At 60.3% G+C, this 23,636-nt stretch carries 17 protein-coding genes and 1 riboswitch; of the genes, 11 read left to right on the top strand and 6 right to left on the bottom strand.

All coding sequences use genetic code 11. The features are described from left to right. The first annotated feature begins 10 nt into the window (after positions 1-10). The 3 genes from ROLI_RS17530 (at position 11) to ROLI_RS17520 (ending at position 5,198) form a co-directional block, all read left to right on the top strand. Positions 11-1,156, top strand: coding sequence for an efflux RND transporter periplasmic adaptor subunit (locus tag ROLI_RS17530; RefSeq protein WP_187428968.1), 1,146 nt, complete (start codon positions 11-13; stop codon positions 1,154-1,156). Between the two features lie 3 nt (positions 1,157-1,159). Further along, a complete protein-coding gene (locus ROLI_RS17525; protein ID WP_187428969.1) occupies positions 1,160-4,291 on the top strand; it encodes an efflux RND transporter permease subunit in 3,132 nt (1,043 codons plus the stop codon). Between the two features lie 196 nt (positions 4,292-4,487). Next, positions 4,488-5,198: a VPLPA-CTERM sorting domain-containing protein gene (locus ROLI_RS17520; protein ID WP_187428970.1), complete on the top strand. Its 711-nt coding sequence runs from the start codon at positions 4,488-4,490 to the stop codon at positions 5,196-5,198. A gap of 175 nt (positions 5,199-5,373) precedes the next feature. Here ROLI_RS17520 and ROLI_RS17515 read toward each other — a convergent pair whose 3' ends face one another. Next, a complete protein-coding gene (locus ROLI_RS17515) occupies positions 5,374-6,762 on the bottom strand; it encodes an MORN repeat-containing protein (protein WP_187428971.1) in 1,389 nt (462 codons plus the stop codon). A 56-nt stretch (positions 6,763-6,818) separates the two neighbouring features. On the opposite strand from ROLI_RS17515, the gene ROLI_RS17510 reads away from it, so the two are divergent. The 3 genes from ROLI_RS17510 to ROLI_RS17500 all read left to right on the top strand — a co-directional run bounded on the left by ROLI_RS17510 (position 6,819) and on the right by ROLI_RS17500 (position 9,691). After that, complete coding sequence (locus ROLI_RS17510; RefSeq protein WP_187428972.1) at positions 6,819-7,043, top strand: hypothetical protein; 225 nt, start codon at positions 6,819-6,821, stop codon at positions 7,041-7,043. A 40-nt stretch (positions 7,044-7,083) separates the two neighbouring features. Continuing rightward, a complete protein-coding gene (locus ROLI_RS17505; protein WP_187428973.1) occupies positions 7,084-8,742 on the top strand; it encodes an NAD+ synthase in 1,659 nt (552 codons plus the stop codon). A 142-nt stretch (positions 8,743-8,884) separates the two neighbouring features. Next, complete coding sequence (locus ROLI_RS17500; RefSeq protein ID WP_316247406.1) at positions 8,885-9,691, top strand: polyhydroxybutyrate depolymerase; 807 nt, start codon at positions 8,885-8,887, stop codon at positions 9,689-9,691. Positions 9,692-10,774: 1,083 nt separating this feature from the next. Here the strand turns inward: ROLI_RS17500 and ROLI_RS17495 are convergent. Next, positions 10,775-11,704 (bottom strand): MBL fold metallo-hydrolase, encoded by a 930-nt coding sequence (locus ROLI_RS17495; protein WP_187428974.1) that lies wholly within the window; start codon positions 11,702-11,704, stop codon positions 10,775-10,777. 106 nt (positions 11,705-11,810) lie between these two features. Between ROLI_RS17495 and ROLI_RS17490 the strand changes: the two genes are divergently transcribed. Both ROLI_RS17490 and gltX read left to right on the top strand, forming a co-directional pair. After that, positions 11,811-12,221 (top strand): DUF1801 domain-containing protein, encoded by a 411-nt coding sequence (locus ROLI_RS17490; RefSeq protein ID WP_187428975.1) that lies wholly within the window; start codon positions 11,811-11,813, stop codon positions 12,219-12,221. A 60-nt stretch (positions 12,222-12,281) separates the two neighbouring features. Continuing rightward, a complete protein-coding gene (gltX, locus tag ROLI_RS17485; RefSeq protein WP_187428976.1) occupies positions 12,282-13,607 on the top strand; it encodes a glutamate--tRNA ligase in 1,326 nt (441 codons plus the stop codon). Positions 13,608-13,847: 240 nt separating this feature from the next. Here gltX and aqpZ read toward each other — a convergent pair whose 3' ends face one another. Together aqpZ and ROLI_RS17475 are read right to left on the bottom strand one after the other, a co-directional pair. Next, positions 13,848-14,531 carry an aquaporin Z gene (gene aqpZ / locus ROLI_RS17480; RefSeq protein ID WP_187428977.1) on the bottom strand — a complete coding sequence of 228 codons (684 nt, stop codon included), beginning with the start codon at positions 14,529-14,531 and terminating at the stop codon, positions 13,848-13,850. A 309-nt stretch (positions 14,532-14,840) separates the two neighbouring features. Then, positions 14,841-15,431, bottom strand: a complete 591-nt coding sequence (locus tag ROLI_RS17475) for a gamma-glutamylcyclotransferase family protein (protein WP_187429035.1) — start codon at positions 15,429-15,431, stop codon at positions 14,841-14,843. Positions 15,432-15,527: 96 nt separating this feature from the next. Further along, positions 15,528-15,616, top strand: a riboswitch (glycine riboswitch). A gap of 147 nt (positions 15,617-15,763) precedes the next feature. Between ROLI_RS17475 and gcvT the strand changes: the two genes are divergently transcribed. Genes gcvT through gcvP form a run of 3 tightly spaced genes read left to right on the top strand, consistent with a single transcriptional unit; the run spans position 15,764 to position 20,162 of the window. Further along, complete coding sequence (gene gcvT / locus ROLI_RS17470; RefSeq protein WP_187428978.1) at positions 15,764-16,885, top strand: glycine cleavage system aminomethyltransferase GcvT; 1,122 nt, start codon at positions 15,764-15,766, stop codon at positions 16,883-16,885. Between the two features lie 17 nt (positions 16,886-16,902). Next, a complete protein-coding gene (gcvH, locus tag ROLI_RS17465) occupies positions 16,903-17,262 on the top strand; it encodes a glycine cleavage system protein GcvH (RefSeq protein WP_187428979.1) in 360 nt (119 codons plus the stop codon). A 56-nt stretch (positions 17,263-17,318) separates the two neighbouring features. Then, positions 17,319-20,162: an aminomethyl-transferring glycine dehydrogenase gene (gene gcvP / locus ROLI_RS17460; RefSeq protein ID WP_187428980.1), complete on the top strand. Its 2,844-nt coding sequence runs from the start codon at positions 17,319-17,321 to the stop codon at positions 20,160-20,162. Positions 20,163-20,399: 237 nt separating this feature from the next. On the opposite strand, the gene ROLI_RS17455 is transcribed toward gcvP, so the two are convergent. Together ROLI_RS17455 and ROLI_RS17450 are read right to left on the bottom strand one after the other, a co-directional pair. Then, positions 20,400-22,928 carry an ABC transporter permease gene (locus ROLI_RS17455; RefSeq protein ID WP_187428981.1) on the bottom strand — a complete coding sequence of 843 codons (2,529 nt, stop codon included), beginning with the start codon at positions 22,926-22,928 and terminating at the stop codon, positions 20,400-20,402. Continuing rightward, positions 22,925-23,614: an ABC transporter ATP-binding protein gene (locus ROLI_RS17450; RefSeq protein WP_187428982.1), complete on the bottom strand. Its 690-nt coding sequence runs from the start codon at positions 23,612-23,614 to the stop codon at positions 22,925-22,927. The genes ROLI_RS17455 and ROLI_RS17450 overlap by 4 nt, the downstream gene beginning before the upstream one ends. Between the last annotated feature and the right edge of the window lie 22 nt (positions 23,615-23,636).

Genomic DNA, 23,636 nt, shown 5'->3' with positions numbered 1-23,636 from the left:
AGGCGCATCCATGACAATTTCACGGAAATTCCCGACCTGTTTACCCTTGAGCATTGCGTTGTGTCTGGTGGGTTTGATCTCGGCCCTCCCCGCTGCCGCGCAACAGGATGCGCCCCGTGTGCTGATCGCCGCCGCCTATAGCCAAGAGGTCAATCTGGAAACGCGCTTCGTGGGGCGCGGCGAGGCCTCGGCCAAGACCGATCTGGTGGCGCAGGTCACGGGGGCTGTGACGGAAATCACCGTGGAAGACGGCGCAAGCGTGTTTGAGGGGCAGGTAATCTATCATATTGATCCGGCGAGCTATACCGCTGCCGTGGCCGCAGGGCGGGCGCAGGTCACGCGGGCGGAGGCCAATCTGAAGCTGGCTTATATTGAGCGGGATCGTAAGGAAGAGCTGTTCAATCGTGACACCATCGCGGAATCAGAAGTGGATATCGCGGAGGCCAATGCCGCCGTGGCGGAGGCCGATTTCGCCGCCGCCGTCGCCGCGTTGCAAAGCGCCGAACTTGATCTGGAACGCAGCCAGATTCGCGCGCCTTTTGACGGGCGCATCGGCAAATCGAACGTTTCTGTAGGCACGGTTGTAGGCCCGACGACGGGCCCACTGGCAACCTTGGTCCGTCAAGCGCCGATGTATGTGACCTTCTCGCTGTCAGAGCCGCAATTGCTGGGCGTGCTGGAACGGCTCGATCTGGGCATGGATGAGCTGGTTGTGAATGAAAACACGCCGAATGTGTTTGTCACCCTGCCCAGTGGCACCACGCTGGAAGAACCCGGCGAGATCGTGTTTCTGGACAACCGCATCAACCCCGCGACGGGCACGATTTCGGTGCGGGCCGAATTTGAAAACGCCCGCCAGATGATTTTGGACGGTAGTTTCGTGACCGTGTTGATCGAGGCATTGGAGCCCACCATCAGCGTGCTGATCCCGCAAAACGCGGTGCAGCGGGACCAACGCGGCGATTTCGTGCTGGTGATCAATGATCAACAATTGGTGGAACAGCGTTACGTGGAACTGGGCGCGCAGGTCGAAACGGCGGTGATTGTCGCGGAGGGGTTGCGGTCGGGGGAGAGCGTGATTGTCGAGGGGCTGCAAAAGGTGCGCCCCGGTGTGGCCGTGGATGCGGTGCTTGCCGGAACCGGCGAGGGGAACTGATCCATGCTATCCACCGTTTTCATCAACCGCCCCAAGATGGCGATTGTCATCTCGACCGTGCTGACCCTGATGGGGTTGATCGCCTATTCCGTGCTGCCGGTGGAGCAATTCCCAAATATCACGCCGCCGGTGGTGAATGTCACGGCCTCTTATACGGGCGCGGATGCGCAAACCGTCGAGAACACCGTGGCAGCCCCCATCGAGGCGGAGGTGAACGGGGTGGAGGACATGATTTACATGTCCTCGGACAGTTCGGATTCCGGCAATTACAGCCTGTCCGTGACATTCGAGGTTGGCACCGACCCCACGATTGCCACGGTGAACGTGCAAAACCGCGTGACACAGGCGACATCGGGCTTGCCGGTGGAGGTCACATCGACGGGCGTGGTCACGGAGAAATCATCGACCAGCATGCTGTTGGTGGCGACGCTGTTTTCGCCTGAGGGCACCTATGACGAGGTATTCCTGTCCAATTATGCCTCGATCAACCTCAAGGACGCGCTGGCGCGGGTGCCGGGCGTGGGCAAGGCCGAGGTTCTGACCGATTTCGCCTATGCGATGCGCTTGTGGATGGATCCGGATCGCATGACGGGCCTTGGCGTGACGCCTGCGGATGTGATCAACGCGATCCAACAGCAGAATGTGACCGTCTCGGCCGGCCAGATCGGCGGCCCGCCGGTGCCCACGGGCCAGCAGTTTCAATATTCCGTCACCGCGCAGGGGCGCCTGGCCACTGTGGCGGAGTTCGAGAATATCATCGTGCGCACCGGTGAGGCGGGCAGCGTGCTGCGCGTGCGCGATGTGGCGCGGGTCGAGTTGGGGTCGAGTTTTTATGGTGTCTCGGGGCGCTATGAGGGCACCCCGGCGACGGTTCTGGCGGTCTATCAGGCACCGGGCGAAAACGCGCTGGCCGTGGCCGAAGGGGTTTACAGCGAGTTGGAGCGGCTGTCGGCTGCCTTTCCACAGGATGTGGCCTATGCGGTGCCCTTTGACAGCACCACATTCGTGCAACAATCGCTCAATGACGTGGTCACCACGCTGATCCTGACGTTCATTCTGGTGATCTCGGTGGTGTTTGTATTTCTGGGCAATTTCCGCGCCACGCTGATCCCGGCGATTGCTATTCCGGTGTCTTTGATCGGGACCTTTGCGTTCTTGCTGTTGCTGGGCATGACGCTCAATACGATCTCGCTGTTTGCGCTGGTGCTGGCGATTGGCATCGTGGTGGATGATGCGATTGTGGTGGTGGAAAACGTCGAGCGGCTGATTGCCGAAGAGGGCCTGGCCCCGCGCGAGGCCACCGCCAAGGCGATGACGCAGATTACCACGCCGGTGATCGCCACGACGCTTGTGCTGCTGGCGGTATTTGTGCCGGTGACCTTCATGCCGGGCATTTCGGGCGAGCTGTTTTCGCAATTCGCGGTGACAATTTCGGTGGCCGTTGTGATTTCCTCTATCAATGCGCTGACGCTGTCGCCCGCCCTTTGTGCTATTGTGCTCAAGGCGCGTTCAGGCCCGCCCAAAGGGCTTTTGGCGGTGTTCGAGAAGGGGATCGGCGGGACGCGCGACGCCTATGCGGGCATTGTCGGGCGGTTGATCCGCCTACCGATCCTGGGGGTGGTGATCCTGATTGTTCTGGGGGTGGCCTCCGGCTCGATGATGGGGTCTCTGCCCAAGGGGTTCTTGCCGCTGGAGGACAACGGGTACCTCTTTGTGGACGTGCAACTGCCCGATGCGGCGGCATTGGAGCGCACGGAGGTCGTCTCAAACCGCGTGAACGCGCAAATCCGTGCGCTGCCGGGCGTGGCCAATACGGTGCAGGTCAACGGCTTTGGTTTGCTGAATGGGCAGGGGTCCAATTCTGCGCTGATCATCGTCAATCTGGACTCTTGGGAAGAACGCCAGACGCCTCAATTGAGCGCGGATGGCATTCTGGGCCAGATTTTCGCCATCGCCGGGCAGGAGGTTTCGGCCAAGGTCATCGCCTTCAGCCCGCCCCCCATCACCGGTCTGGGCGTCAGCGCGGGTGTCGAGATGAAGGTGCAGCAAACCGGGGGCGGTTCGGCCACGGATCTGTCGGCGGCGGTCGGATCATTGGTATTTGCCGCCAACCAGCGCCCCGAAATCGCGCAGGCCTATACCACCTTCAGCGCCAATGTCCCCAAGGTTTTCGTCGATCTGGACCGCGAGAAATCGCAGACGCTGGGCATTCCGGTCAGCGACGTGTTCCAGACGTTGCAGGCGCATCTGGGCTCGATCTATGTCAATGACCTCAATCTTTTTGGCAAAGTGTATCGCGTGATAATCCAGGCCGAGGGCGATTACCGCGACAGCATCGATGACATCGGGCGGCTTTACGTGCGCAGCGATGCGGGTGAAATGGTGCCGCTGTCCACGCTGATGGATGTACAAAAGGTTCTGGGGCCGGTGCTGCTGAACCGCTTCAACCTGTTCCGCGCGGCGACCGTGACGGCCGTGCCTGCACCGGGGTTTTCCACCGGAGACGCGATCAATGTGTTGCAGGAGGAGGCGGTGAGCGCCCTGCCACCCGGCTATGCCTATGAATGGACCGGCACCGCGCAGCAACAGCTGAGCGCGGGCAATACAGTGGTGTTCATCCTCGCCGCTGCGGTGATTTTCGGCTACCTGTTTTTGGTGGCGCAATATGAAAGCTGGACCATGCCGGTGGGTATTTTGCTCTCGGTGACGGTGGCGCTTTTCGGGGCGCTGGCAGCGGTGCTGGTGGTGGGGGGCGATGTGAACCTCTATACGCAGATCGGGATGATCATGCTGATCGGGCTGGCCTCGAAAAACGCTATCCTGATTGTGGAATTCGCCATGGAGCAGCGCGCAGCAGGCGCCTCGATCCGCGAGGCCGCGCTGGAAGCCGCGCGCAAACGGTTCCGCGCCGTGATGATGACCGCGCTGTCGTTCCTCTTGGGTGTCGTGCCGTTGATTGCGGCCTCCGGCGCGGGCGCGGCGAGCCAGAAAGCCATCGGCATCGCGGTCTTTGGCGGCATGCTCTGCGCAACGGTGATCGGGGTGATCATCGTGCCGGTACTCTATGTGCTGCTCCAAACGCTGCGTGAACGCGTCAAGGGCGGGTTTGGCAAGGATCGCGCGCAGGCGGGGTGAGTGCTCGCTCGCCGCATCTGGTGTCGAGTTTTTCTGCATAAAAATATGAAAATAGGTATTTTTGGCAATTTGCCGAGGGTGTTTTGGGCGTTGCCGATTTGGCAACAGTTTGTTTTCAACGCCTGCCGGTTTTGGCGTTGACGCCCAAGAGAATCTTATATTAACTTTTCTATGACCTTAAAAAAAAGCGAGTAATATGGGTATTTTTAATGTGCGTGGTGCCTTGTCCGCGGTGATCGTCTGCGTGGCGATGGGATCAACGGCTGCGTCCGCAGCGGTTGTTGATCTGTACCGGATCACAGTTAAGGGGACATTCCAGAGCGTGGTGGAAAGCCCCTTTGGACCCCCACGGACAAGCGGTTCCGTGTTCTCGCCAGCCTTCGGTAAGAGTCTTGAGTTGGTTTTTTCAATGCCACTGGACAGCGTGGCTTTTGAGAAAGGAGCCTTCGCTGACAAGTTCAACGGCGAAGTTACGGTAAAGCTGGGCGGTTCCGTTTTGGCGCCCTCAACCACGCAGCGCATAGATGTGCTATCGCTCGGCGACTTTAGCTTTTTTGACTCCGTCAGAATTGACACTCGACTGGCAAGTGATGCTTTTGGCTTCGCAAACTTTAGCAACTTTTTGAATATTACATTTACAGCCGGTGACCGCGAGGGGACCGGTGTGGACCTATCTGCTGGTTTTCCACGGGATCTTAGCCCATCTATCTTTGAGATCTATTCGTTTAGTGTCGACGCAATCGACAGTGTAACAGGATTGAACTTCGGTTTCGCCAGTGTCGAAAGTGTGAGTGTGGATATTATTTCTGCCAACCCTATAGCTGTGCCACTGCCTGCATCGGCCTTGCTGCTCGGGATTGGGCTTGTGGGATTGGGTGCGTTGGGGCGGCGTCAGCGCGCTGGCTGAACACCTCAACATCATTGGTTTGAGATTGATGAAAACCCCCGCCGTCCCGCGTGATGGTGGGGGTTTTCGCGTCTATAACGCCTATGCATGGATCGGGGCGTCACGGACAGGGGGGCAATCTCGATAAGCATGATGCCATCCCGTGGTTCGGGATTTCACAGGCAAGGTATGCGGCTCAGCCCCCGTCGGTCAGCGCGCCGTTCTCCCAGGCACCGGTGGCCTCTTCGCCCGTCGCATAACGCATGGTTCCGGTGCCTTGGCGCTTGCCCGCCTTGAAGGTGCCCTCATAGACGTCGCCATTGGCGTAGGTGGCGGTGCCCTCGCCCTCGATCTCGCCGTTTTGCCACTCGCCTTCATAGGTAAAGCCGCTGGGCATGGTGATCGTGCCCGTGCCATGACGCTGGCCCGCTTCGAAAGACCCTACATAGACCGTGCCGTCGGGATAGGTCGCACTGCCCTGACCCTGGCGCTGGCCGTCTACCCAGCTGCCGTCGTATTTGTAGCCATCGGCATAGCTCATCACGCCCTGGCCGTGGTTGCGCGCATCGCGAAAACCGCCCTCATAGGCCACGCCGTTGGTATAGGTCGCGCGGCCCTTGCCGTCGATCACGCCGGCCTTCCAGCCGCCTTCATAGGTGGAGCCATCGGGATAGGTGATCAGACCCTCGCCATCCGCCAGGCCGTTGGCAAAAGCCCCGACATAGATGGAGCCGTCGGGATATGTTACGCGGCCTTGTCCCGCGATCTCGCCCGCAACCCAGGAGCCGGTGTAGGTATAGCCATCCTGTGCGGTAAAGGTGCCTTGCCCCTCGCGCAGGTCGTTGACAAAGGCCCCCTCATAGATGTCGCCATTGGCGTAGATGACCTTGCCCAGACCTTCGCGTCGGCCACTGGCAAGCTGGCCTTCATAGACGTCACCGTTGGACTGTGTGAGCTTACCGGTCCCATCAATTTGACCATCCCGCCACAGGCCCACATAAACGAGGCCGTCTGGCATGGTCAGAACGCCTTCACCCGAGCGCTTGCCGCCCCGGATCGCACCCTCATAGACCGCGCCATCGGGATAGGTGATGGTGCCCGCACCTTCCTTGACGCCGTCCACCCAATCGCCATTATATTCATAGCCACCGGGGCTTTGCATGGTGCCTTTGCCGTGGTGATTGGCATTGCGGAACTGCCCCTCATAGCGCACGCCATTGGCATAAAGCGCGATGCCGCTGCCCATGATCGCGCCGGACTGCCATTCGCCCTCATATGTGCCGCCATCAGCAAAGGTGATCCGGCCGAACCCATCGGGTTTGCCCTTGGCGAACTGCCCCTCATAGACCGATCCGTTGGGGAAGCGGGCGATGCCGTCGCCTTTGATCTCGCCGTCCACCCATTCGCCGGTATATTCGTAGCCGTTGGGGAGTTTATAGCTGCCGGTGCCATGCTGGACACCGCCGCGGAAAGTGCCCTCATAGACCCCGCCATCGTCATATTGTTTGGTCAATACCTGGCCATTCTGCGCAAACAGGGGCGCGGGGAGCAAGGCGAGACAGAAAATAAGGCGACGAATGGACATGATGAACCCCGGGCTTGGCTGAACAGCAGAATGGCGGACGCACGCGGGTACGACCCTTGCGAGAACTTAGGCAATGGGCGGGCCGGGGGCAACGTCCTTTTGTGCCGCTGGGGCGCGATGCGGGGTCGCATTGCCCTTGGGAGAGCATATTTTGCGCGCCCCCTGAAGGCGAGGCCCGCGCGTTGATGATCGGCGCGCGCTACCGCCTGGGGCAGTTCGCAGGGTTTTTCGTGTGGTACTCAGCCGCATCTGGTGGGGAGGACCTTTTCACCCGCGCCTAATCTGCTACATCACGCTCAAGCAAGCACGGGGGCCGGGCATATGTCGGATCGTTTTCGGATCACGTTGGGGCAACTCAACCCCACGGTTGGGGACCTCACGGGCAACGCCGCATTGGCGCGCAAGGCTTGGGAGGCCGGGCGCGATGCGGGTGCGGATTTAGTGGCCCTGCCGGAGATGTTCATAACCGGGTATAACGCGCAGGATCTGGTGATGCGCCGGGCGTTTCAACTGGACGCGGCACGGGTCGTTGAGGAACTGGCCGTCGCTTGTTCGGACGGCCCGGCGTTGGCCGTAGGGGCACCTTGGGTGGAGGGGACGAAGCTTTATAATGGCTATCTGATCTTGAAGGGTGGCAAGGTTGCCAGTCAAATGCTCAAGCATCATTTGCCCAATGAGACGGTATTTGATGAGGTGCGCATTTTTGATTCCGGCCCCTTGGGCGGGCCCTATTCGGTTGGAAATGCCCGTATCGGCTCGCCCATTTGCGAGGATGCATGGCATGAAGATGTGGCCGAAATGCTGGTCGAGACGGGCGCGGAATTCTTGTTGGTGCCCAACGGATCCCCCTATTATCGCGGTAAATTCGACACGCGCCTGAACCATATGGTAGCGCGGGTGGTGGAGACGGAATTACCGCTGATCTATCTTAATATGGTCGGGGGGCAGGATGATCAGGTGTTTGACGGTGGCTCTTTTGCGCTGAACCCCGGGGGCGAGTTGGCGGTGCAGATGCCGGTGCTCGAAGAGGCGATCACCCATGTTGATCTGGAACGCACCGATGCGGGCTGGCGCGTGGTGCCCGGTGAGCGGGCGCCACATCCGGACGCCTGGGAGCAGGATTACCACGTCATGGTGCAGAGCTTGCGCGATTATTGTGCCAAGACCGGGTTCGGCAAGGTGTTGCTGGGTCTGTCGGGCGGGGTGGATAGCGCGATTGTCGCGGCGATTGCGGTGGATGCGCTGGGGGCACAGAATGTACGCTGTGTGATGCTGCCGTCTGAATATACCTCACGAGAGTCGCTGGAGGACGCCGAAGCCGTGGCCAAGGCGCTGGGGTGTCGGTATGATAACGTGCCGATCACCCAAGGGCGCGCGGCGATTACTGACACGCTCGCGCCGCTGTTTGAGGGTCTGGAGCCGGGTCTGGCCGAGGAAAACATCCAATCGCGCCTGCGGGGTTTGTTGCTGATGGCGATGTCCAACAAATTCGGCGAAATGCTGTTGACCACGGGCAATAAATCCGAAGTGGCCGTGGGCTATGCCACCATCTACGGCGATATGGCGGGTGGGTATAACCCGATCAAGGATCTCTACAAGACCCGTGTGTTCGAGACTTGCAGATGGCGCAATGCCAATCATCGAAGCTGGATGAAAGGTCCCGAGGGTGCGGTGATGCCCGCGCGCGTGATCGACAAGCCGCCCTCTGCCGAGTTGCGTGCTGATCAAAGGGACAGCGATAGCTTGCCCGATTACCCTGATCTGGACGCGATGTTGGAGATTTTGGTCGACCGGGCAGGATCCATCGAGGATTGTGTGGCCGCCGGGTTCCTGCGTGATGTGGCCAAAAAGGTCGAGCATCTGGTTTACATCTCGGAGTATAAGCGGTTTCAATCCGCCCCCGGCGCGCGCCTGACAAAGGGTGCATTCTGGCTGGATCGGCGCTACCCGATTGTGAACCGCTGGCGTGATCCATCCTGACCCAGCGGTGGCCTGAAAGCCCACCTTACGGCGCGCACCGTAAGGTGGGCTTTCAGGCCACCGGCCCTATGCGGTTGTGACTTGAGTGTCGGGATATTGCATATCATTGTCGTCCTAGCAAAAAAGGGAACAGATCATCCGCGTGTTATTGACAACTCTCACCGTGATCCTCGCTCTTTCCGGCGCGCCTGTTTTCGCCTGTGGGCCAGACAGCAACTGCCTGCTTGGCGATCGCCATTACCGGATCGCGATGCCCGCGGGCCATGACGGCGTGACCCCGGTGCCTGCCATCGTTTTTGCGCATGGGTATCGCGGCTCGGCGCAGGGTGTCATGCGCAATGGTTCGCTGCGGCGCATGGTGTCTGATTTGGGTGCAGCCTTGATCGCGGTCAAGTCCGAAGGGGACGATTGGGTGATCCCCAACGCGCCGCGCCACATGGACAGCGACGGTGCAGAAGAATTCGCCTATTTCGATGCGGTGCTGGCGGATGCCACGCGCCGTTTCAACATCGATGAGACGCGTATCATGGCCACCGGTTTCAGTGCGGGTGCCATGATGGTCTGGAACCTCGCCTGTGCGCGCAGTGATCGTTTTGCCGTATTCGTACCGATCTCGGGCACCTTCTGGCTGGAGCCCCCGCAAAGCTGTGTTGGCCCTGTCGCCGACATCCTCCACATTCACGGTGATAACGACAGCACTGTGCCTCTCAAGGGGCGTCGTATCCAGCAAACCAAACAGGGTGAGGTCCGTCAATCCCTCGATATGTACGCTGCATACGGAAATTTCGGTATGCCAGTGACAACAAGCCGGAACGGGCTAATCTGTCAGGAGCGGCGCAATCAGGAAGGGGACATCCTTGATTTTTGCCTGTTCGAGGGCGGCCATTCGTTTCGAGCGGAACACCTGCGCTTCGCCTGGCAACATTTCAAAGACGCAGGGCGGTTCTAGACGTTTCGACCCGCTCGCTGATGGCTCTGATCGGCAAGGGTTTTGTCTGGTCGCGAAGACCGGATTGTGTCGGTTGTATTATCATTGGCTGTGTTGCAATGGTAGCCTTTGGTCTGGGCCTCAAAGAGATAAAACCCTGTTGGCGGGACGGATCGTGAAAAGCCTTCTTACGCGTATCCTTTATCGCCTGCGTCATTTGCTTGACCAAACCGTCAATGGGGGAAACACCCCAAGCGGCTGCTTTTCGTTATGCGTAAAAGCTCTGGATGAACCGGTGGTGTCAGCCGAAAAGCGTGCGCATCAACGTAAGCCATTGTCTTGCACGCCACCGCAAACCATCTGGGCCGTAGCATCAGAGTTGTGAGGCTTCCCTGTTCGCTTTCGCAAACAAGATGCCCGTGCCTCTCGGGAACATGCGGTTCAGCAAAGCACCGAGCAAATATACAAAGTGTGCGCAACTCATTTAGGGCCTGGTCTCTTACGCCAAACGCACCCTGAAAAAAGCTGGTTCGACGACGAGCCACAAATGGGTGCGAACTACGTCTTATGGCCTTGGTTGCCGGGATATCGACGCAAAAGGCGCTGAACGGGCGGTGCCCTGACCCCCGTGCATCCACGCCCTCTGATGCAAGCCTGGCAGGCAGGGAATCCTTTCTTGCCAAAACCGGGAAGGCACCGAAGATCGAACGATTTGCAGGATAGCGTTTTACAGATATTTGGTTTCAAGGAGTTAAATACGGCTGCTCCAGCAGACCACGCCTGTCGGTGGCATGCCGTGGCTCAGCGCTCAAGGAAGGTTCTGCTTGGCTGCTCCAGCAGGCCCTGCGTCTTGCAAACCCCCGCTCCATGTCCCGTCACAGACGTCATGGAACGGGTATCAGGCTCCGGGCTCAACACCCCGATCAAAGCGCGCAATTGCTATTTTGCGGCTCTGATCGCGGATTGGATCCGGATACCGATATGGCGAACCTTCCCTGCACGCCTAATCCCAAATTTCCAAAACAAACCCCCGCCAAGACAAGGGGTCTAACGCTGCCGTGAAGTGCCGTAAGGTGGGCTTTCAGGCCACCGCTCGCCTAAATATCACAGCATCAGCTGATAGCTATGCGGCGCATAAGCAAAGCCATCCCCGCGTTTTTCGACATAGCCCACTCCCGGCCAGGGCATGTGGTAGCCGATAAAGGCCGTCTTATCGGTCGCCATCATATCCAGCATCCGACGCCGGGTGGTGGCCGCCGCGGCCTTATCCATATCAAACTTCACTTCCCAATCCGGATGCGCCAGCGACCACACATAATGATTGGCAAAATCTGCGCCGATCACCAGCTGCGTGCCACCGTCTTCAACCATATAGGTCATATGCCCCGGCGTGTGACCAAAGGCCGCCATGGCCGTCAGCCCGGATGCCACGTCAGCACCATCCTCAAGAAAGGTGAACTGCTCCGCAAAAGGTGCGATCTTGGCTTTGAAATTGTCATTGTCCGCTTTCGCCCAGGCATCAAATTCTGTGCGACCCGTCACCAGGCGCGCATTGCCATAGGTCAAAGCGCCGTCCCCGGTCGTCATCCCCCCGATGTGATCGCCGTGCATATGCGTGATCACCACAACGTCGATCTGATCCGCGCTATACCCGGCGGCCTCTAATGCGGATGTGGTGCCCTCAGCCGATAACCCGGTGTCAAAGAGCACAAGCTCCGCGCCGGTGTTCACCACTGTGGGCGTGAAAAAGAACTGTGATTTATCCGTGGGCAGGTTGGCGGCGGCTGAAACTTCGGCAAAAGTATCCGCATCCACGTTAAGCCCGAAAATGTTATGCGGCCCTTCAACGGCTCGGGTCCCCGCAAGCAGGGTGGTAACATCAAAGCCGCCGACCTTGATGCGGTTGAACGGGCTCATCGCCACACCCTTGATTTCGGCCCCGGCGCGGGACATTCCGGCACTGACGGCAGCAAGGGGCAGGGCGGCAGCACCGGCAAGGGCCGCACGACGGGAGAGGGTCATCTGATCTGACATGATCTTATTCCTTTTGCGTTGGATAAGGTGAAAGCTAGCATGTTGCGGCGCGAGGCCCATTCTTATCTGACATAATGTCATCATATTTTTGCGAGGAGCTTTGATAATGGTCAAAACGGCAGAGGTGGCGGATTTTCTCGAAAACGTGATGCCTGCGCGACGACACGCCCAAGCGCAGGTGCTCAATGCATTGTTTCAGGAGGTGACGGGCTGGCGACCTGCGCTCTGGCAGGGGAGCATTCTGGGCTATGGGAGCTATGATTACACCTATGCCTCTGGCCGCTCGGGCACATATCTGGCCACCGGTTTCGCAGCGCGCAAGGCCAGGCTGTCGGTCTATATCATGCCCGGCTATGGTGATTTTGGCGATCTGCTGGTGCGGCTTGGCAAACATAAGGCGGGGAAATCATGCCTCTATATCAACAAGCTGGAAGACGTCGATCTGGATGTGCTGAAAACCCTGATCCGCGCAGGCCTGGACGATCTTGGCCGGCGCTGGCCCATCCATCCCACGTGACGGCTTTGCTGGACAAACGCGCGCCCCTGTGACACCACGCGGGCCAACAGGAGACAGCATATGACGACCACCCGTTTCGCCCCCTCACCGACCGGATACATCCACATCGGCAACCTGCGCACCGCGCTGATGAATTACCTGATCGCGCGCAAGGCGGGCGGCACCTTCATCTTGCGCATCGATGACACGGACCCGGACCGTTCCAAAGAAGAATACGTCGATGGGATCAAGCAGGATCTTGAATGGCTCGGCTTGCACTGGGACCGGGTCGAGCGGCAATCCGAGCGGTTGGACCGCTACCACGCCGCCGCCGACCAACTGCGCGACATGGGTCGGTTTTACGAGGCGTTTGAAAGCCCCACGGAGCTCGACCTCAAGCGTAAGAAACAGCTGAACATGGGTAAGCCTCCGGTTTATGATCGCGCCGCTCTGGCCCTGTCGGAGGCCGAAAAAGATGCGCTGCGTGCCGAGCGGGGCGACGGTGTGTGGCGCTTTAAGCTCGACCAGCAGCGGATCGAGTGGAAAGACGGCATCCTGGGGGATATTTCCATTGATGCGGCCTCGGTCTCCGATCCGGTGCTGATCCGGGGCGATGGGCAGGTGCTTTATACGCTGGCGAGCGTGGTGGATGATACCGAAATGGGCGTCACCAACGTGGTGCGCGGTTCGGATCACGTGACCAATACCGCGACGCAAATCCAGATCATTCAGGCGCTTGGCGGCACGGTCCCCGCTTTTGCGCATCACTCCCTGCTCACGGGGCCAAAGGGCGAGGCGCTGTCCAAACGGCTTGGCACGCTGGCCCTGCGCGACCTGCGCGCCCAAGGCATCGAGCCGATGGCGCTTTTGAGCATGATGGCGCGGCTGGGCTCGTCTGATCCGGTGGAATTGCGCAGCGATATGGCCGAATTGATCGACGGCTTCGATATCGAGCGCTTTGGCTCCGCACCGACCAAATTCGACGTCGAAGACCTTAAGCCACTGACCGCGCGGCATCTCGCGAGCCTGCCGCTTGACGCGGTCGCGGAGACCCTGCGCGACGCCGGTGTGCCCGAGGAAAGGGCGGCGCAGTTCTGGGGCGTCACGCGCGAGAACATCGCAACCCTTGGCGATATCGCGCCCTGGTGGGCGATGATGCGCGATGGGGCCGAGCCGGTGATTGACGCAGAGGATGCGGCGTTTGTTGCACAGGCAATGGCGTTGCTGCCTGAGGGCCCGTTTGATGATCAGACCTGGGGTGCGTGGACTGCGGCGGTCAAAGAGGCCACCGGGCGCAAGGGCCGCGGGTTGTTCATGCCGCTGCGCAAGGCGCTGACCGGGCAGGCGCATGGGCCAGACATGTCCGCGCTGTTGCCGCTGTTGCAGGTGATCAAAGCGCGCGGATGAGCCCGCAAGCCGCACAGGCGCGTTGTTCTACGCTTTCCGGGTTTCTGACGGATCACCTGTGCGGGGAGGGCGCGGGGACGGGATCCATGCTCGGGCCGTGGTTGGTATCTGTGCGAACAGCGAGGCCTTTGTGATGGTAGCGACACAGTGCAAAAAACGGTATGAATTGATCGCTCTCAATTGAGCAGATCGGGTGCAACAAAAGCGCCCACCAAAAGGCAGGCGCTTTATGCTTGAGGATTAAGCCTCAGCGTCGAGCGTCCCCGTTTTGAACAGCAACCCTGCGGCAACTGCGCCAATGATGGGTGCCACGATAAACAACCAGAGCTGTGCAAGGGCCGTCCCACCCGCAAAGAGCGCGGGACCAATGGATCGTGCCGGGTTCACAGAAACGCCCGTTACATTAATGCCGACCAAGTGGATGACCACCAGTGCGAGCCCAATCGCGAGGCCCGCCATTGCCGCCGGTGCGCCTTTGCCCGTCGCGCCCAGGATCACAACCATGAACAGGAATGTTGCCACGACCTCAAACACAAATGCAGAAACCATGCTGTATTCGCCGAGGTAACCCACGCCCCAGCCATTCTGGCCCAGACCGTTTTCAGCAACAGAGTAATCCGCTTTGCCTGACATGATCAGCATCAACACCAGAGCCGCGGCGATGGCACCGGCAACCTGGGCGATAATGTACTTGATCGCCTCAGCAAACGTCATGCGACCCGCAGCCACGGCACCCAAAGAGACGGCTGGGTTAATGTGACACCCAGAAACCGGGCCAATGGCGTAAGCCATCCCAATGAGTGCCAAACCAAAGGCAAAGCTGATGCCCGTGAGACCAATGTCTGCACCAGCGATGACGGCTGAGCCGCACCCGAAAAGCACTAGTGTAAATGTGCCAATAAATTCTGCGATTTGTCTGTTCATAGCCCTGTCCATTTTATAGTTAATTCACCTTTACTAGAAAGCAGCGGTGTCGACACATAAAGGGGAATGTCGTGAGTATTGCCTCAGATATTCCGACACCATTTGCACCCTTTCGACGTTTTTGATTCCGAACGGTGCATTGTTTCCCGTTTGTAATGAACGGCAGCGACGCCCCGCATAGCTGAGCGAAACGCAGTTCAGCAGCTTGCAGGTGTCGCTATGGTATCGAGAGGGCGCGCTTGGGGCATCCGTTGTGCAGGCGCGATCCGCCGTTCACCTCTTTTGCCGCGTAAGAGGGGGCAAAAAGGTTTAGAAACCGGGTGGTAAGGCGGCTTCATCGCGCGGTTTGACCCAAGCGGAAAGGCGCGTCAGATGGGCATCCACGAGGGCGGTTTGCTCTGTGCTCAGGGCTTGATGGCGGGGATAGATCGGGTTGGCGCGGTCATCCAGAATGGGTGTGTCCCAGCCGTCGGTGGTCTCAAAGAAGCTCTCAACGCCCGCAGTGCCGAAGACCTCGTGGAACCCCTGCACTACCACATCCAGATAGCTCAGCAGGATCATCTGCTCCCCACGTCTGCGCTGGTTTTCGGGCGCGACCGCATAGACCGCGATGTCGAGCGGGTCGGGGTGGTTGTGATCCACCGTGTTTTCGGTCGCAATGCGGGCGTAACCGCCTTCGCGCGCATCCAGAGCCGCCCAATCCGCGCCCGGCACGGCGGCGATCAACCCTTGGATGCTATGTCCCGGCGCGGGCACACCCGTCAGCAGCACGACCCCGAATCGCGGCGTGGCCACCCAGGCCCGACGCCACCCGTGCAACCTGGCGGGGCGGGGGTCTGGATAGGCGTGGCTTTTGGTGTTCACGAGGCTGCCATAGCCAAAGAAATAAGGATCGCGCATCATCGCTCCATGCTGGTTTCAGACGCAATGAAACATTATGCGCAATGGGTCACAAGAGACCTTGACCAATCCGCATGCGTTGGCATACCGTCGCGCCAATCCCGCCCGGGAGAACCGGCCTTAGTGCCGGTGCCGAAGGAGCAACCGCCCCGGAAACTCTCAGGCCACCGGACCGAGTGGGACGACAAACTCTGGAGAGAGATGCCTGCGCGCATCCGCCGAAGGGATAACGATCTCAGGCGAAAGGACAGAGGGGGCATCAGGGTGCGCGGTTTGGCGTATCGGATGCCGGTGATTCACTTGTACGTGGACCGGCGAAGGGGAGAGGCCGGATGGACCTGTTGAAGACACCGCTGCATGCGTTGCATGAGAGTCTGGGCGCAAAGATGGTACCCTTTGCGGGCTACGCCATGCCGGTGCAATACCCGATGGGCGTGATGCAGGAGCATCTTCACACGCGCGCGCATGCCGGGGTATTCGATGTCAGCCACATGGGGCAGGTGATCCTGTCTGGCCCGTCCTGGGAGGCGGTGGCGCTGGCGTTTGAGACGCTGGTGCCGATGGATGTGTTGGGTTTGGGCGACGGGCGGCAACGCTATGGGCTGTTCACTAACGCGGCAGGTGGGATCGAGGATGATCTGATGTTCGCGCGCCGGGGTGATGATTTGTTTGTGGTGGTGAATGCGGCCTGCAAGGCGGCGGATGTGGCGCGGATGCGGGCGGGTCTGCCTGAAGAGATTATCGTGAATGAATTGAATGAGCGCGCGTTGATCGCCGTGCAGGGGCCGGGGGCGGAGGCGGCGCTGGCCGCCCTTGATCCGCGTGCGGCTGAGATGCGCTTTATGGATGTGGCCGATTTGACGTTGGATGGAACAGTGGTCTGGGCCTCGCGCTCGGGCTATACCGGTGAGGACGGTTATGAGGTTTCGGTAGCTGCTGATGAGGCCGAGGCCCTGGTGCGGGCCTTGTTGGCGCAGGAGGGCGTGGCCCCTATCGGTCTGGGTGCGCGGGATTCGCTGCGGCTGGAGGCGGGGCTGTGCCTTTATGGCCATGACATTGATGCGAGCACTGGCCCGGTGTCGGCGGGATTGGGGTGGGCGATACAGAAGACGCGGCGTTCAGGCGGCGCACGTGAGGGCGGCTTTCCCGGCGCGACATCTGTGCTGGACGCTTTTGAGCAGGCCCCGGCGCAGCGCCGTGTCGGGTTGAAACCCACGGGTCGCGCGCCGATGCGCGAGGGCGTTCTGCTCTTTGATGCGCCGGAAGGCGGCGCGCAGATCGGGACCGTGACCTCTGGCGGTTTTGGCCCGACTGTGCAGGGGCCTGTTGCGATGGGATATGTTGCGGCGCATTTCGCCGCCCCTGGCACCGAGCTGTTTGGTGAGCTGCGCGGCAAGAGATTACCCGTCGCAGTCGTTAAACTGCCCTTCACCCCCGCTAATTTCAAAAGATAACCCAACGGAGACGAGATATGAAATTCACCGAAGAACACGAATGGCTGCGCGAGGAAGATGGCGTTATGGTCGTTGGCATTACCATCCACGCCGCCGAACAATTGGGCGATGTTGTCTTTGTGGAGCTGCCTGATGAAGGGGGCACCGTGAGCAAGGATGATGAGGTTGTTGTGATCGAAAGCGTCAAGGCGGCGAGCGATATTTTGGCCCCCGTAGATGGGGAAATCGTTGAGGTGAATTCCGCACTCGCGGATAATCCGGGCATGGTGAATGACGATCCGCAGGGCGAGGCGTGGTTTTTCAAATTGAAGATCAGTGATCCGAGCCAGATGGATGAGTTCATGGATGAGGCGGCTTATCAGAAATTCATTGCCTGAGCCCTTTGTGGGCCGGGTGAGATGCATATTTTTGGAACAATGAAGGGGAGCGCGCCATGACGTTCAAGCCAACCGAGTATTTGCCGTATGATTTTGCCAATAGGCGGCATATCGGGCCGTCGCCGAGCGAGATGACCGAGATGTTGGGCGTTGTGGGGGTGCAGACGCTGGAGGCATTGATTGATGATACCTTGCCGGCCGCGATCCGCCAGAAGGTGCCGCTTGATTTTGGGCGCGCGATGTCGGAGCGCGAGGTGCTGGAGCATCTGCGCAAGGTTGGATCGCAGAATAAAGTTCTGACCTCGCTGATTGGGCAGGGGTATCACGGGACGGTGACACCGCCTGCGATCCAGCGCAATATTCTGGAAAACCCGGCGTGGTACACGGCTTATACGCCCTATCAGCCGGAGATTTCGCAAGGTAGATTGGAGGCCTTGTTGAACTTTCAGACGATGGTGTCGGATTTGACCGGGCTGGAGATTGCCAATGCGTCGCTTCTGGATGAGGCGACGGCTTGTGCCGAGGCCATGACCATGGCGCAGAGGGTGGCGAAATCGAAGGCGAAAGTGTTTTTTGTGGATCGCGATTGCCATCCTCAGAACATCGCGGTGATGCAGACGCGCGCGGCCCCGTTGGGGATTGAGGTGATTGTCGGCAATCCGGCCAAGATGGATGCGAGCGCTGTATTTGGCGCAATTTTCCAGTATCCCGGCACCTATGGGCATGTGAATGATTTTACCGATCATATGGCGGCCTTGCATGAGCATGGTGCAATTGGGGTGGTGTCGGCGGATCCTTTGGCGTTGACGTTGCTCAAGGAGCCCGGCGCGATGGGGGCGGATATTGCCGTGGGATCAACGCAGCGGTTTGGGGTGCCCGAGGGGTATGGTGGCCCGCATGCGGCCTACATGGCGTGCCGGGATGCTTATAAACGCGCGATGCCGGGGCGGATTGTCGGTGTGTCGGTGGACAGTCACGGGAACCGGGCTTACCGGCTTTCGTTGCAGACGCGGGAGCAACATATTCGCCGCGAAAAGGCCACGTCGAATGTGTGTACGGCGCAGGCGTTATTGGCTGTTATGGCCTCGATGTATGCGGTGTTTCATGGGCCTGAAGGGTTGAAGGCGATCGCGCAGCGGATCCATCGCAAGACGGTGCGATTGGCCAAGGGGCTGGAGGCGGCGGGGTTCAAAGTGGACCCGGAGGCCTGTTTTGACACGATCACCGTGGATGTGGGACCGTTGCAGGCGGCGGTGATGAAATCGGCGGTGGATGAGGGGATTAACCTGCGTGCTGTGGGCGAGACGCGGGTCGGGATCACGCTGGATGAACGGTGCAAACCCGCGACGCTGGAGGCCGTTTGGCGGGCGTTCGGGATCCTTCGCGAGGATCGTGATTTTAGGGCGGAGTATCGGTTCCCCGAGGCAATGTTGCGCACGTCTGATTATTTGACGCACCCGATTTTCCATATGAATCGGGCCGAGACGGAGATGATGCGGTACATGCGCCGGCTGGCGGATCGCGATCTGGCGCTGGACCGGGCGATGATCCCGTTGGGGTCTTGTACGATGAAGCTGAATTCGGCGGTAGAGATGATGCCGGTGAGTTGGCGGGAGTTTTCGTTGATTCACCCTTATGTGCCTGCGGATCAGGCCCTGGGGTACAAACATATGATCGACGATCTGAGCGCGAAACTATGCGATATCACCGGCTATGATGCGATTTCCATGCAGCCCAATTCGGGCGCGCAGGGGGAATATGCCGGGCTCTTGACCATCGCCGGCTATCACCGCGAAAACGGTGATGATCACCGCAACATCTGCCTTATCCCGATGAGCGCGCATGGGACCAACCCGGCCTCGGCGCAGATGGTCGGCTGGAAGGTTGTGGTGGTAAAATCTGCGGCCAACGGCGACATTGATCTGGTGGATTTCCGCGCCAAGGCGGAGGCGGCGGGCGACAATCTGGCCGCTTGCATGATCACCTATCCGTCGACCCACGGCGTGTTCGAGGAGACGGTGACGGAGGTAACGAAAATCACCCATGATCACGGCGGTCAGGTCTATATCGATGGGGCGAATATGAACGCGATGGTGGGGCTGTCACGGCCCGGAGACCTGGGTGGGGATGTGAGCCATCTCAACCTGCACAAGACCTTCTGTATCCCGCATGGGGGCGGCGGTCCGGGCATGGGGCCGATTGGTGTCAAATCGCATCTGGTGGCGCATTTGCCTGGCTCGCCGGTGGACGGGGCGGGGGCGGTTTCGGCCGCGCCCTTTGGTTCGCCGTCGTTGTTGCCGATCTCCTGGTCCTATTGTCTGATGATGGGTGGAGAGGGGCTGACACAGGCGACGCGGGTGGCGATTTTGAACGCCAATTACATCGCCAAGCGTTTGGAGGGCGCGTTTGCGGTGCTCTACAAAGGGCCTACGGGGCGGGTCGCGCATGAGTGCATTCTCGACGTGCGCCCGTTCGAAGCGAGCGCTGGTGTTACTGTCGATGATATCGCCAAGCGTTTGATTGATTGTGGTTTTCACGCACCCACGATGAGTTGGCCGGTTGCGGGAACCTTGATGGTGGAGCCGACGGAGAGCGAGACCAAGGCGGAATTAGACCGGTTTTGTGATGCGATGCTGGCTATCCGCGCGGAGATTGCTTTGATCGAGGCGGGGAAGGTGGACCGTGACAACAACCCGCTGAAGAACGCGCCGCATACGGTTGAAGATCTGGTGGGCAATTGGGAGCGACCCTATTCCCGCGAGCAGGGGTGTTTTCCGCCCGGCGCGTTCCGGGTGGATAAATATTGGCCGCCGGTGAACCGGGTCGATAATGTCTATGGCGACCGGCATCTGGTCTGCACCTGCCCACCGTTGGAAGAATATGCGGAGGCCGCCGAGTAAGGCTAAGCGGTGGTGCCGTATTAAAACGGGAGCCAATTGTAGCTTGCTTTCAGAGAGTATTTTTGGCCAAAAGAAGCAAAGTTTTGTTAACCATGTCTGTGATATTCTACCGAAGCGGTACAGGCGGGAGCGCCGATGGCCGTGCCAGAAGAAGCAGGAAACTGTTTTCTTTGCGGGGTGGTCTGAGGATCACCCCGTTTCTTTTGGCTAAAAATACTCCCGCCGGAGGCAAGAAGTTCATTCACGCGCCCGCAGGACACGCGCCGGTGTGCTGTTGACGGGTCCCCAGGCGAAGACAAGGCTCGCGAGCAGCGTTGCAAGGATACCGCCGCCGATGATGGCGAGCGCATAGGGCCAGATGACGGTAAAGTCGGTCTCCATGATGAAGGTGATGACGGCCCAACCGCCTGCGATGCCTGCGGCCAGCGCGACCGATCCGGCGAGCAGACCCAGAAGGGCGGAGCGCAGGGCGAAGCTGATAAAAATGCTGCGCCTTGTGACGCCGAGGGTCTTGAGCACGGCCGCCTCGTAACTGCGCGCGGTAGTGCCTGCGGAGGCGGCCCCGAAGAGCACGAGCAACCCGGTTAGCAAGGTCGCGCCCGCGCCATATGAGGTGGCGGCGGCCAGACCGCTGAGCACATCGGCGACGCGGTCTATGGCATCGCGCACGCGGATCGCGGTGATGTTGGGGTAGGTGGTGCTGAGATCGCGCAGGATCCGTGCTTCGGCCTCCGGCGCGGCATAGACGGTGGAGATAAAGCTATGCGGTGCGCCGGATAGGGCGGCAGGGTTCATGGTCAGGATGAAGCCGATACCGGCCGTCGAGAAATCCACCTCGCGGAAACTCGCGATGGTGCCTGTGATGTCGCGGCCCAGGATGTTCAGGGTGATGGTATCGCCCAGCGACAGGCCCATTTCCTCGCCCTCCTCGGCGGCGAAGCTGATCAGGGGCGGGCCGGTGTAATCCTCCGCCCACCATTCGCCCTGGGTCAGGCGGGTATCCTCGGGTTGGGCGGCGGCATAGGTCACGCCGCGATCGCCGCGCACGACCCAGTGATCGCCTGCGACCTCGCGCGCCGGTTGTCCGTTGATCTGTGTGACGATCCCACGCAGCATGGGCGCGGATTGGATGCCGGTGACGGCGAGATCGCGGGTGAGGCGGTCGGTGTAGCCGTCGATCTGGTCCTTTTGAATGTCGACGAAAAAATAAGAGGGCGCGATGTCGGGCAGGTTGCCGGAGATCGCAATGCGCAGGTTGCCGTCAATCTGGCCCACGGCGGCGAGGACCGAGAGGCCCAGCCCGAGAGAGAGAACGACCGAAGAAGCCCCCTCGCGCGGGTCGGCGATGGCGGCGAGCGCCCAGCGGAGCCGTGGAAATCCGCGTGCCAGCCTGCCGCCGCGCCGCGACAGAATGCGGATGAGATAAGCCGCGCCAGAGAGGAGCAGGAGTGCGCCGGTGATGCCCCCTGCGGTCCACAGCGTCAGCCACCAGGAGCCGGAAAACCAGCCCGCGACGGCGAGCAGAAGCGCCAGCGCGGCGACGGTCATGAACAGATAGCGCGGCGCGGGCAGGCGACCCCCGGAGGTGAGCGCGTCGCGAAACAGCGTCGCGGCACGGATGTCGCCGGCGCGCGCCAGTGGCCAGAGCGTAAAGAGAAAGGCGGTCAGGAGGCCATAGATTGCAGCCTCAATCAGCGGTGCGGGGTAGATTGCGAAAGCCGCCGGGATGGGCAGGCGGGATTCAATCAGCGGGCCGAAGAGTACGGGGATCATCGCGCCGAGCAGGATGCCAAGGGTGACGCCGAGCAGAGACAGGATGCCAATCTGGAGAAAATAGGTCTGAAAGATGGTGGAACGTTCTGCGCCCAGCGTGCGCAGGGTCGCGATCACATTAGTTTTCCCGGACATATAGGAGCGCACTGCGGAGGAGACACCCACCCCGCCCACGGCCAGACCGGACAGCCCGACCAGCACCAGAAATGCGCCGAGCCGCTCGACAAATCGTGACACGCCGGGCGCGCCATTGCGCGAATCCCGCCAGCGCGCGCCGGTGCCCTCGAACCGTTCGCGCGCTTCGATTTCCAGCGCATCGAGGTCGGTGTTTTCAGGCAGTAACAGGCGGTATTCGGATTCGAAAATCGATCCTGACGTCAGCAGGGAGGAGTTCGCAAGGTCGGGGGTACGCACGATGGTGCGCGGGCCGAGGGCAAACCCACCTGCGGCGCTGTCAGGTTCGCGCGCGAGGATGGCGGAGAGATGAAACGCTTGCGTGCCCAAGCGGAATGTATCGCCAATGCCCAGACCGAGGCGATCCACCAGCACGCGCTCCATGACCGCACCGGGCAGGCCGTTCTGATCGCCCAGGGCCTGTGCAAGCGGCATTTCGGGCTCCAGAACCACATTTCCGACCAGCGGATAGGCATCATCGACGGATTTTATCTGGGTCAGCGCGCGCTCAGAGGTGTCGCCTTCGCCCACCACGGCCATGGAGCGAAAATCCGTGATTTCGGAGACGGCGAGGGCGGTGTCTTCCATCCAGGCGCGTTCTTCTTCGGTGGCGAAGCGATAGGTGAAATCAAGTTCGGCATCCCCGCCCAGAAGGGCTGCACCTTCGCGCGCAAGACCGGCTTCGATGCTGGAGCGCACCGAGCCCACGGTCGCGATGGCCGCGACACCCAATGCAAGACAAGCCAGGAAAATGCGAAATCCCCTTAGGCCCCCACGCAATTCCCGCCGCGCGAATGTTGCCGCGATGCGCAGGCTCATTCCGCGGCCCGTTCGAGTGGGGCGATGCGCCCGTCACTGAGCCGGATCACCCGGTCACAGCGCGCAGCCAAGCTTTGCGAGTGGGTCACGAGCACAAGCGTGGCGCCGTGTCGGTCGCGCAGGCCAAACAACAGATCAATGATCGCGGCCCCATTGGCCCCGTCGAGATTGCCGGTCGGCTCATCCGCCAAAAGGATATCGGGGCGCGGCGCGGAGGCACGCGCCAGGGCCACACGTTGTTGCTCGCCCCCTGACATCTGCGAGGGGTAATGATCCGCGCGGTGCGCCAGCCCGACCTCAGCCAGTTCGGCTTCGGCCTTGGCAAAGGCATCCCGGTCGCCTGCCAGCTCCAGCGGCGTGGCCACATTTTCCAGCGCGGTCATGGTCGGGATCAGGTGAAAGGACTGAAACACCACGCCCATGTGGTCACGGCGGAACCGCGCCAATGCGTCCTCCGACATGTTGGTGAGGTCGTGACCCAAAGCCATCACCGTGCCCCCGGTGGCACGCTCCAGCCCGCCCATCAACATCAGCAAGGAAGATTTCCCGGACCCGGATGGCCCGATGAGACCCAGACTCTCGCCCTTGTGAACCTCCATGGAGATCCCATGCAGAATATCGACACGTCCGGCATTGCCATCCAGCGATAAAGCCGCATCATTGAGGGAGAAAACAGGGTTGGTCATACTTGCAGAACCTTTTAGAGGG

The organism is Roseobacter fucihabitans (assembly GCF_014337925.2).
Classification (GTDB): domain Bacteria; phylum Pseudomonadota; class Alphaproteobacteria; order Rhodobacterales; family Rhodobacteraceae; genus Roseobacter; species Roseobacter fucihabitans.
This window is presented reverse-complemented; position numbering and strand designations above follow the sequence as displayed.

What these genes read in the sequence shown, in the direction of transcription:
- ROLI_RS17450 (WP_187428982.1), bottom strand. Translation starts at nt 23,614, where the DNA reads ATGACCAACCCTGTTTTCTCCCTCAATGATGCGGCTTTATCGCTGGAT.
- ROLI_RS17455 (WP_187428981.1), bottom strand. Translation starts at nt 22,928, where the DNA reads ATGAGCCTGCGCATCGCGGCAACATTCGCGCGGCGGGAATTGCGTGGG.
- gcvT (WP_187428978.1), top strand. Translation starts at nt 15,764, where the DNA reads ATGGACCTGTTGAAGACACCGCTGCATGCGTTGCATGAGAGTCTGGGC.
- gcvH (WP_187428979.1), top strand. Translation starts at nt 16,903, where the DNA reads ATGAAATTCACCGAAGAACACGAATGGCTGCGCGAGGAAGATGGCGTT.
- ROLI_RS17525 (WP_187428969.1), top strand. Translation starts at nt 1,160, where the DNA reads ATGCTATCCACCGTTTTCATCAACCGCCCCAAGATGGCGATTGTCATC.
- ROLI_RS17515 (WP_187428971.1), bottom strand. Translation starts at nt 6,762, where the DNA reads ATGTCCATTCGTCGCCTTATTTTCTGTCTCGCCTTGCTCCCCGCGCCC.
- ROLI_RS17530 (WP_187428968.1), top strand. Translation starts at nt 11, where the DNA reads ATGACAATTTCACGGAAATTCCCGACCTGTTTACCCTTGAGCATTGCG.
- ROLI_RS17495 (WP_187428974.1), bottom strand. Translation starts at nt 11,704, where the DNA reads ATGTCAGATCAGATGACCCTCTCCCGTCGTGCGGCCCTTGCCGGTGCT.
- ROLI_RS17520 (WP_187428970.1), top strand. Translation starts at nt 4,488, where the DNA reads ATGGGTATTTTTAATGTGCGTGGTGCCTTGTCCGCGGTGATCGTCTGC.
- ROLI_RS17475 (WP_187429035.1), bottom strand. Translation starts at nt 15,431, where the DNA reads ATGCGCGATCCTTATTTCTTTGGCTATGGCAGCCTCGTGAACACCAAA.
- gltX (WP_187428976.1), top strand. Translation starts at nt 12,282, where the DNA reads ATGACGACCACCCGTTTCGCCCCCTCACCGACCGGATACATCCACATC.
- ROLI_RS17490 (WP_187428975.1), top strand. Translation starts at nt 11,811, where the DNA reads ATGGTCAAAACGGCAGAGGTGGCGGATTTTCTCGAAAACGTGATGCCT.
- aqpZ (WP_187428977.1), bottom strand. Translation starts at nt 14,531, where the DNA reads ATGAACAGACAAATCGCAGAATTTATTGGCACATTTACACTAGTGCTT.
- ROLI_RS17505 (WP_187428973.1), top strand. Translation starts at nt 7,084, where the DNA reads ATGTCGGATCGTTTTCGGATCACGTTGGGGCAACTCAACCCCACGGTT.
- gcvP (WP_187428980.1), top strand. Translation starts at nt 17,319, where the DNA reads ATGACGTTCAAGCCAACCGAGTATTTGCCGTATGATTTTGCCAATAGG.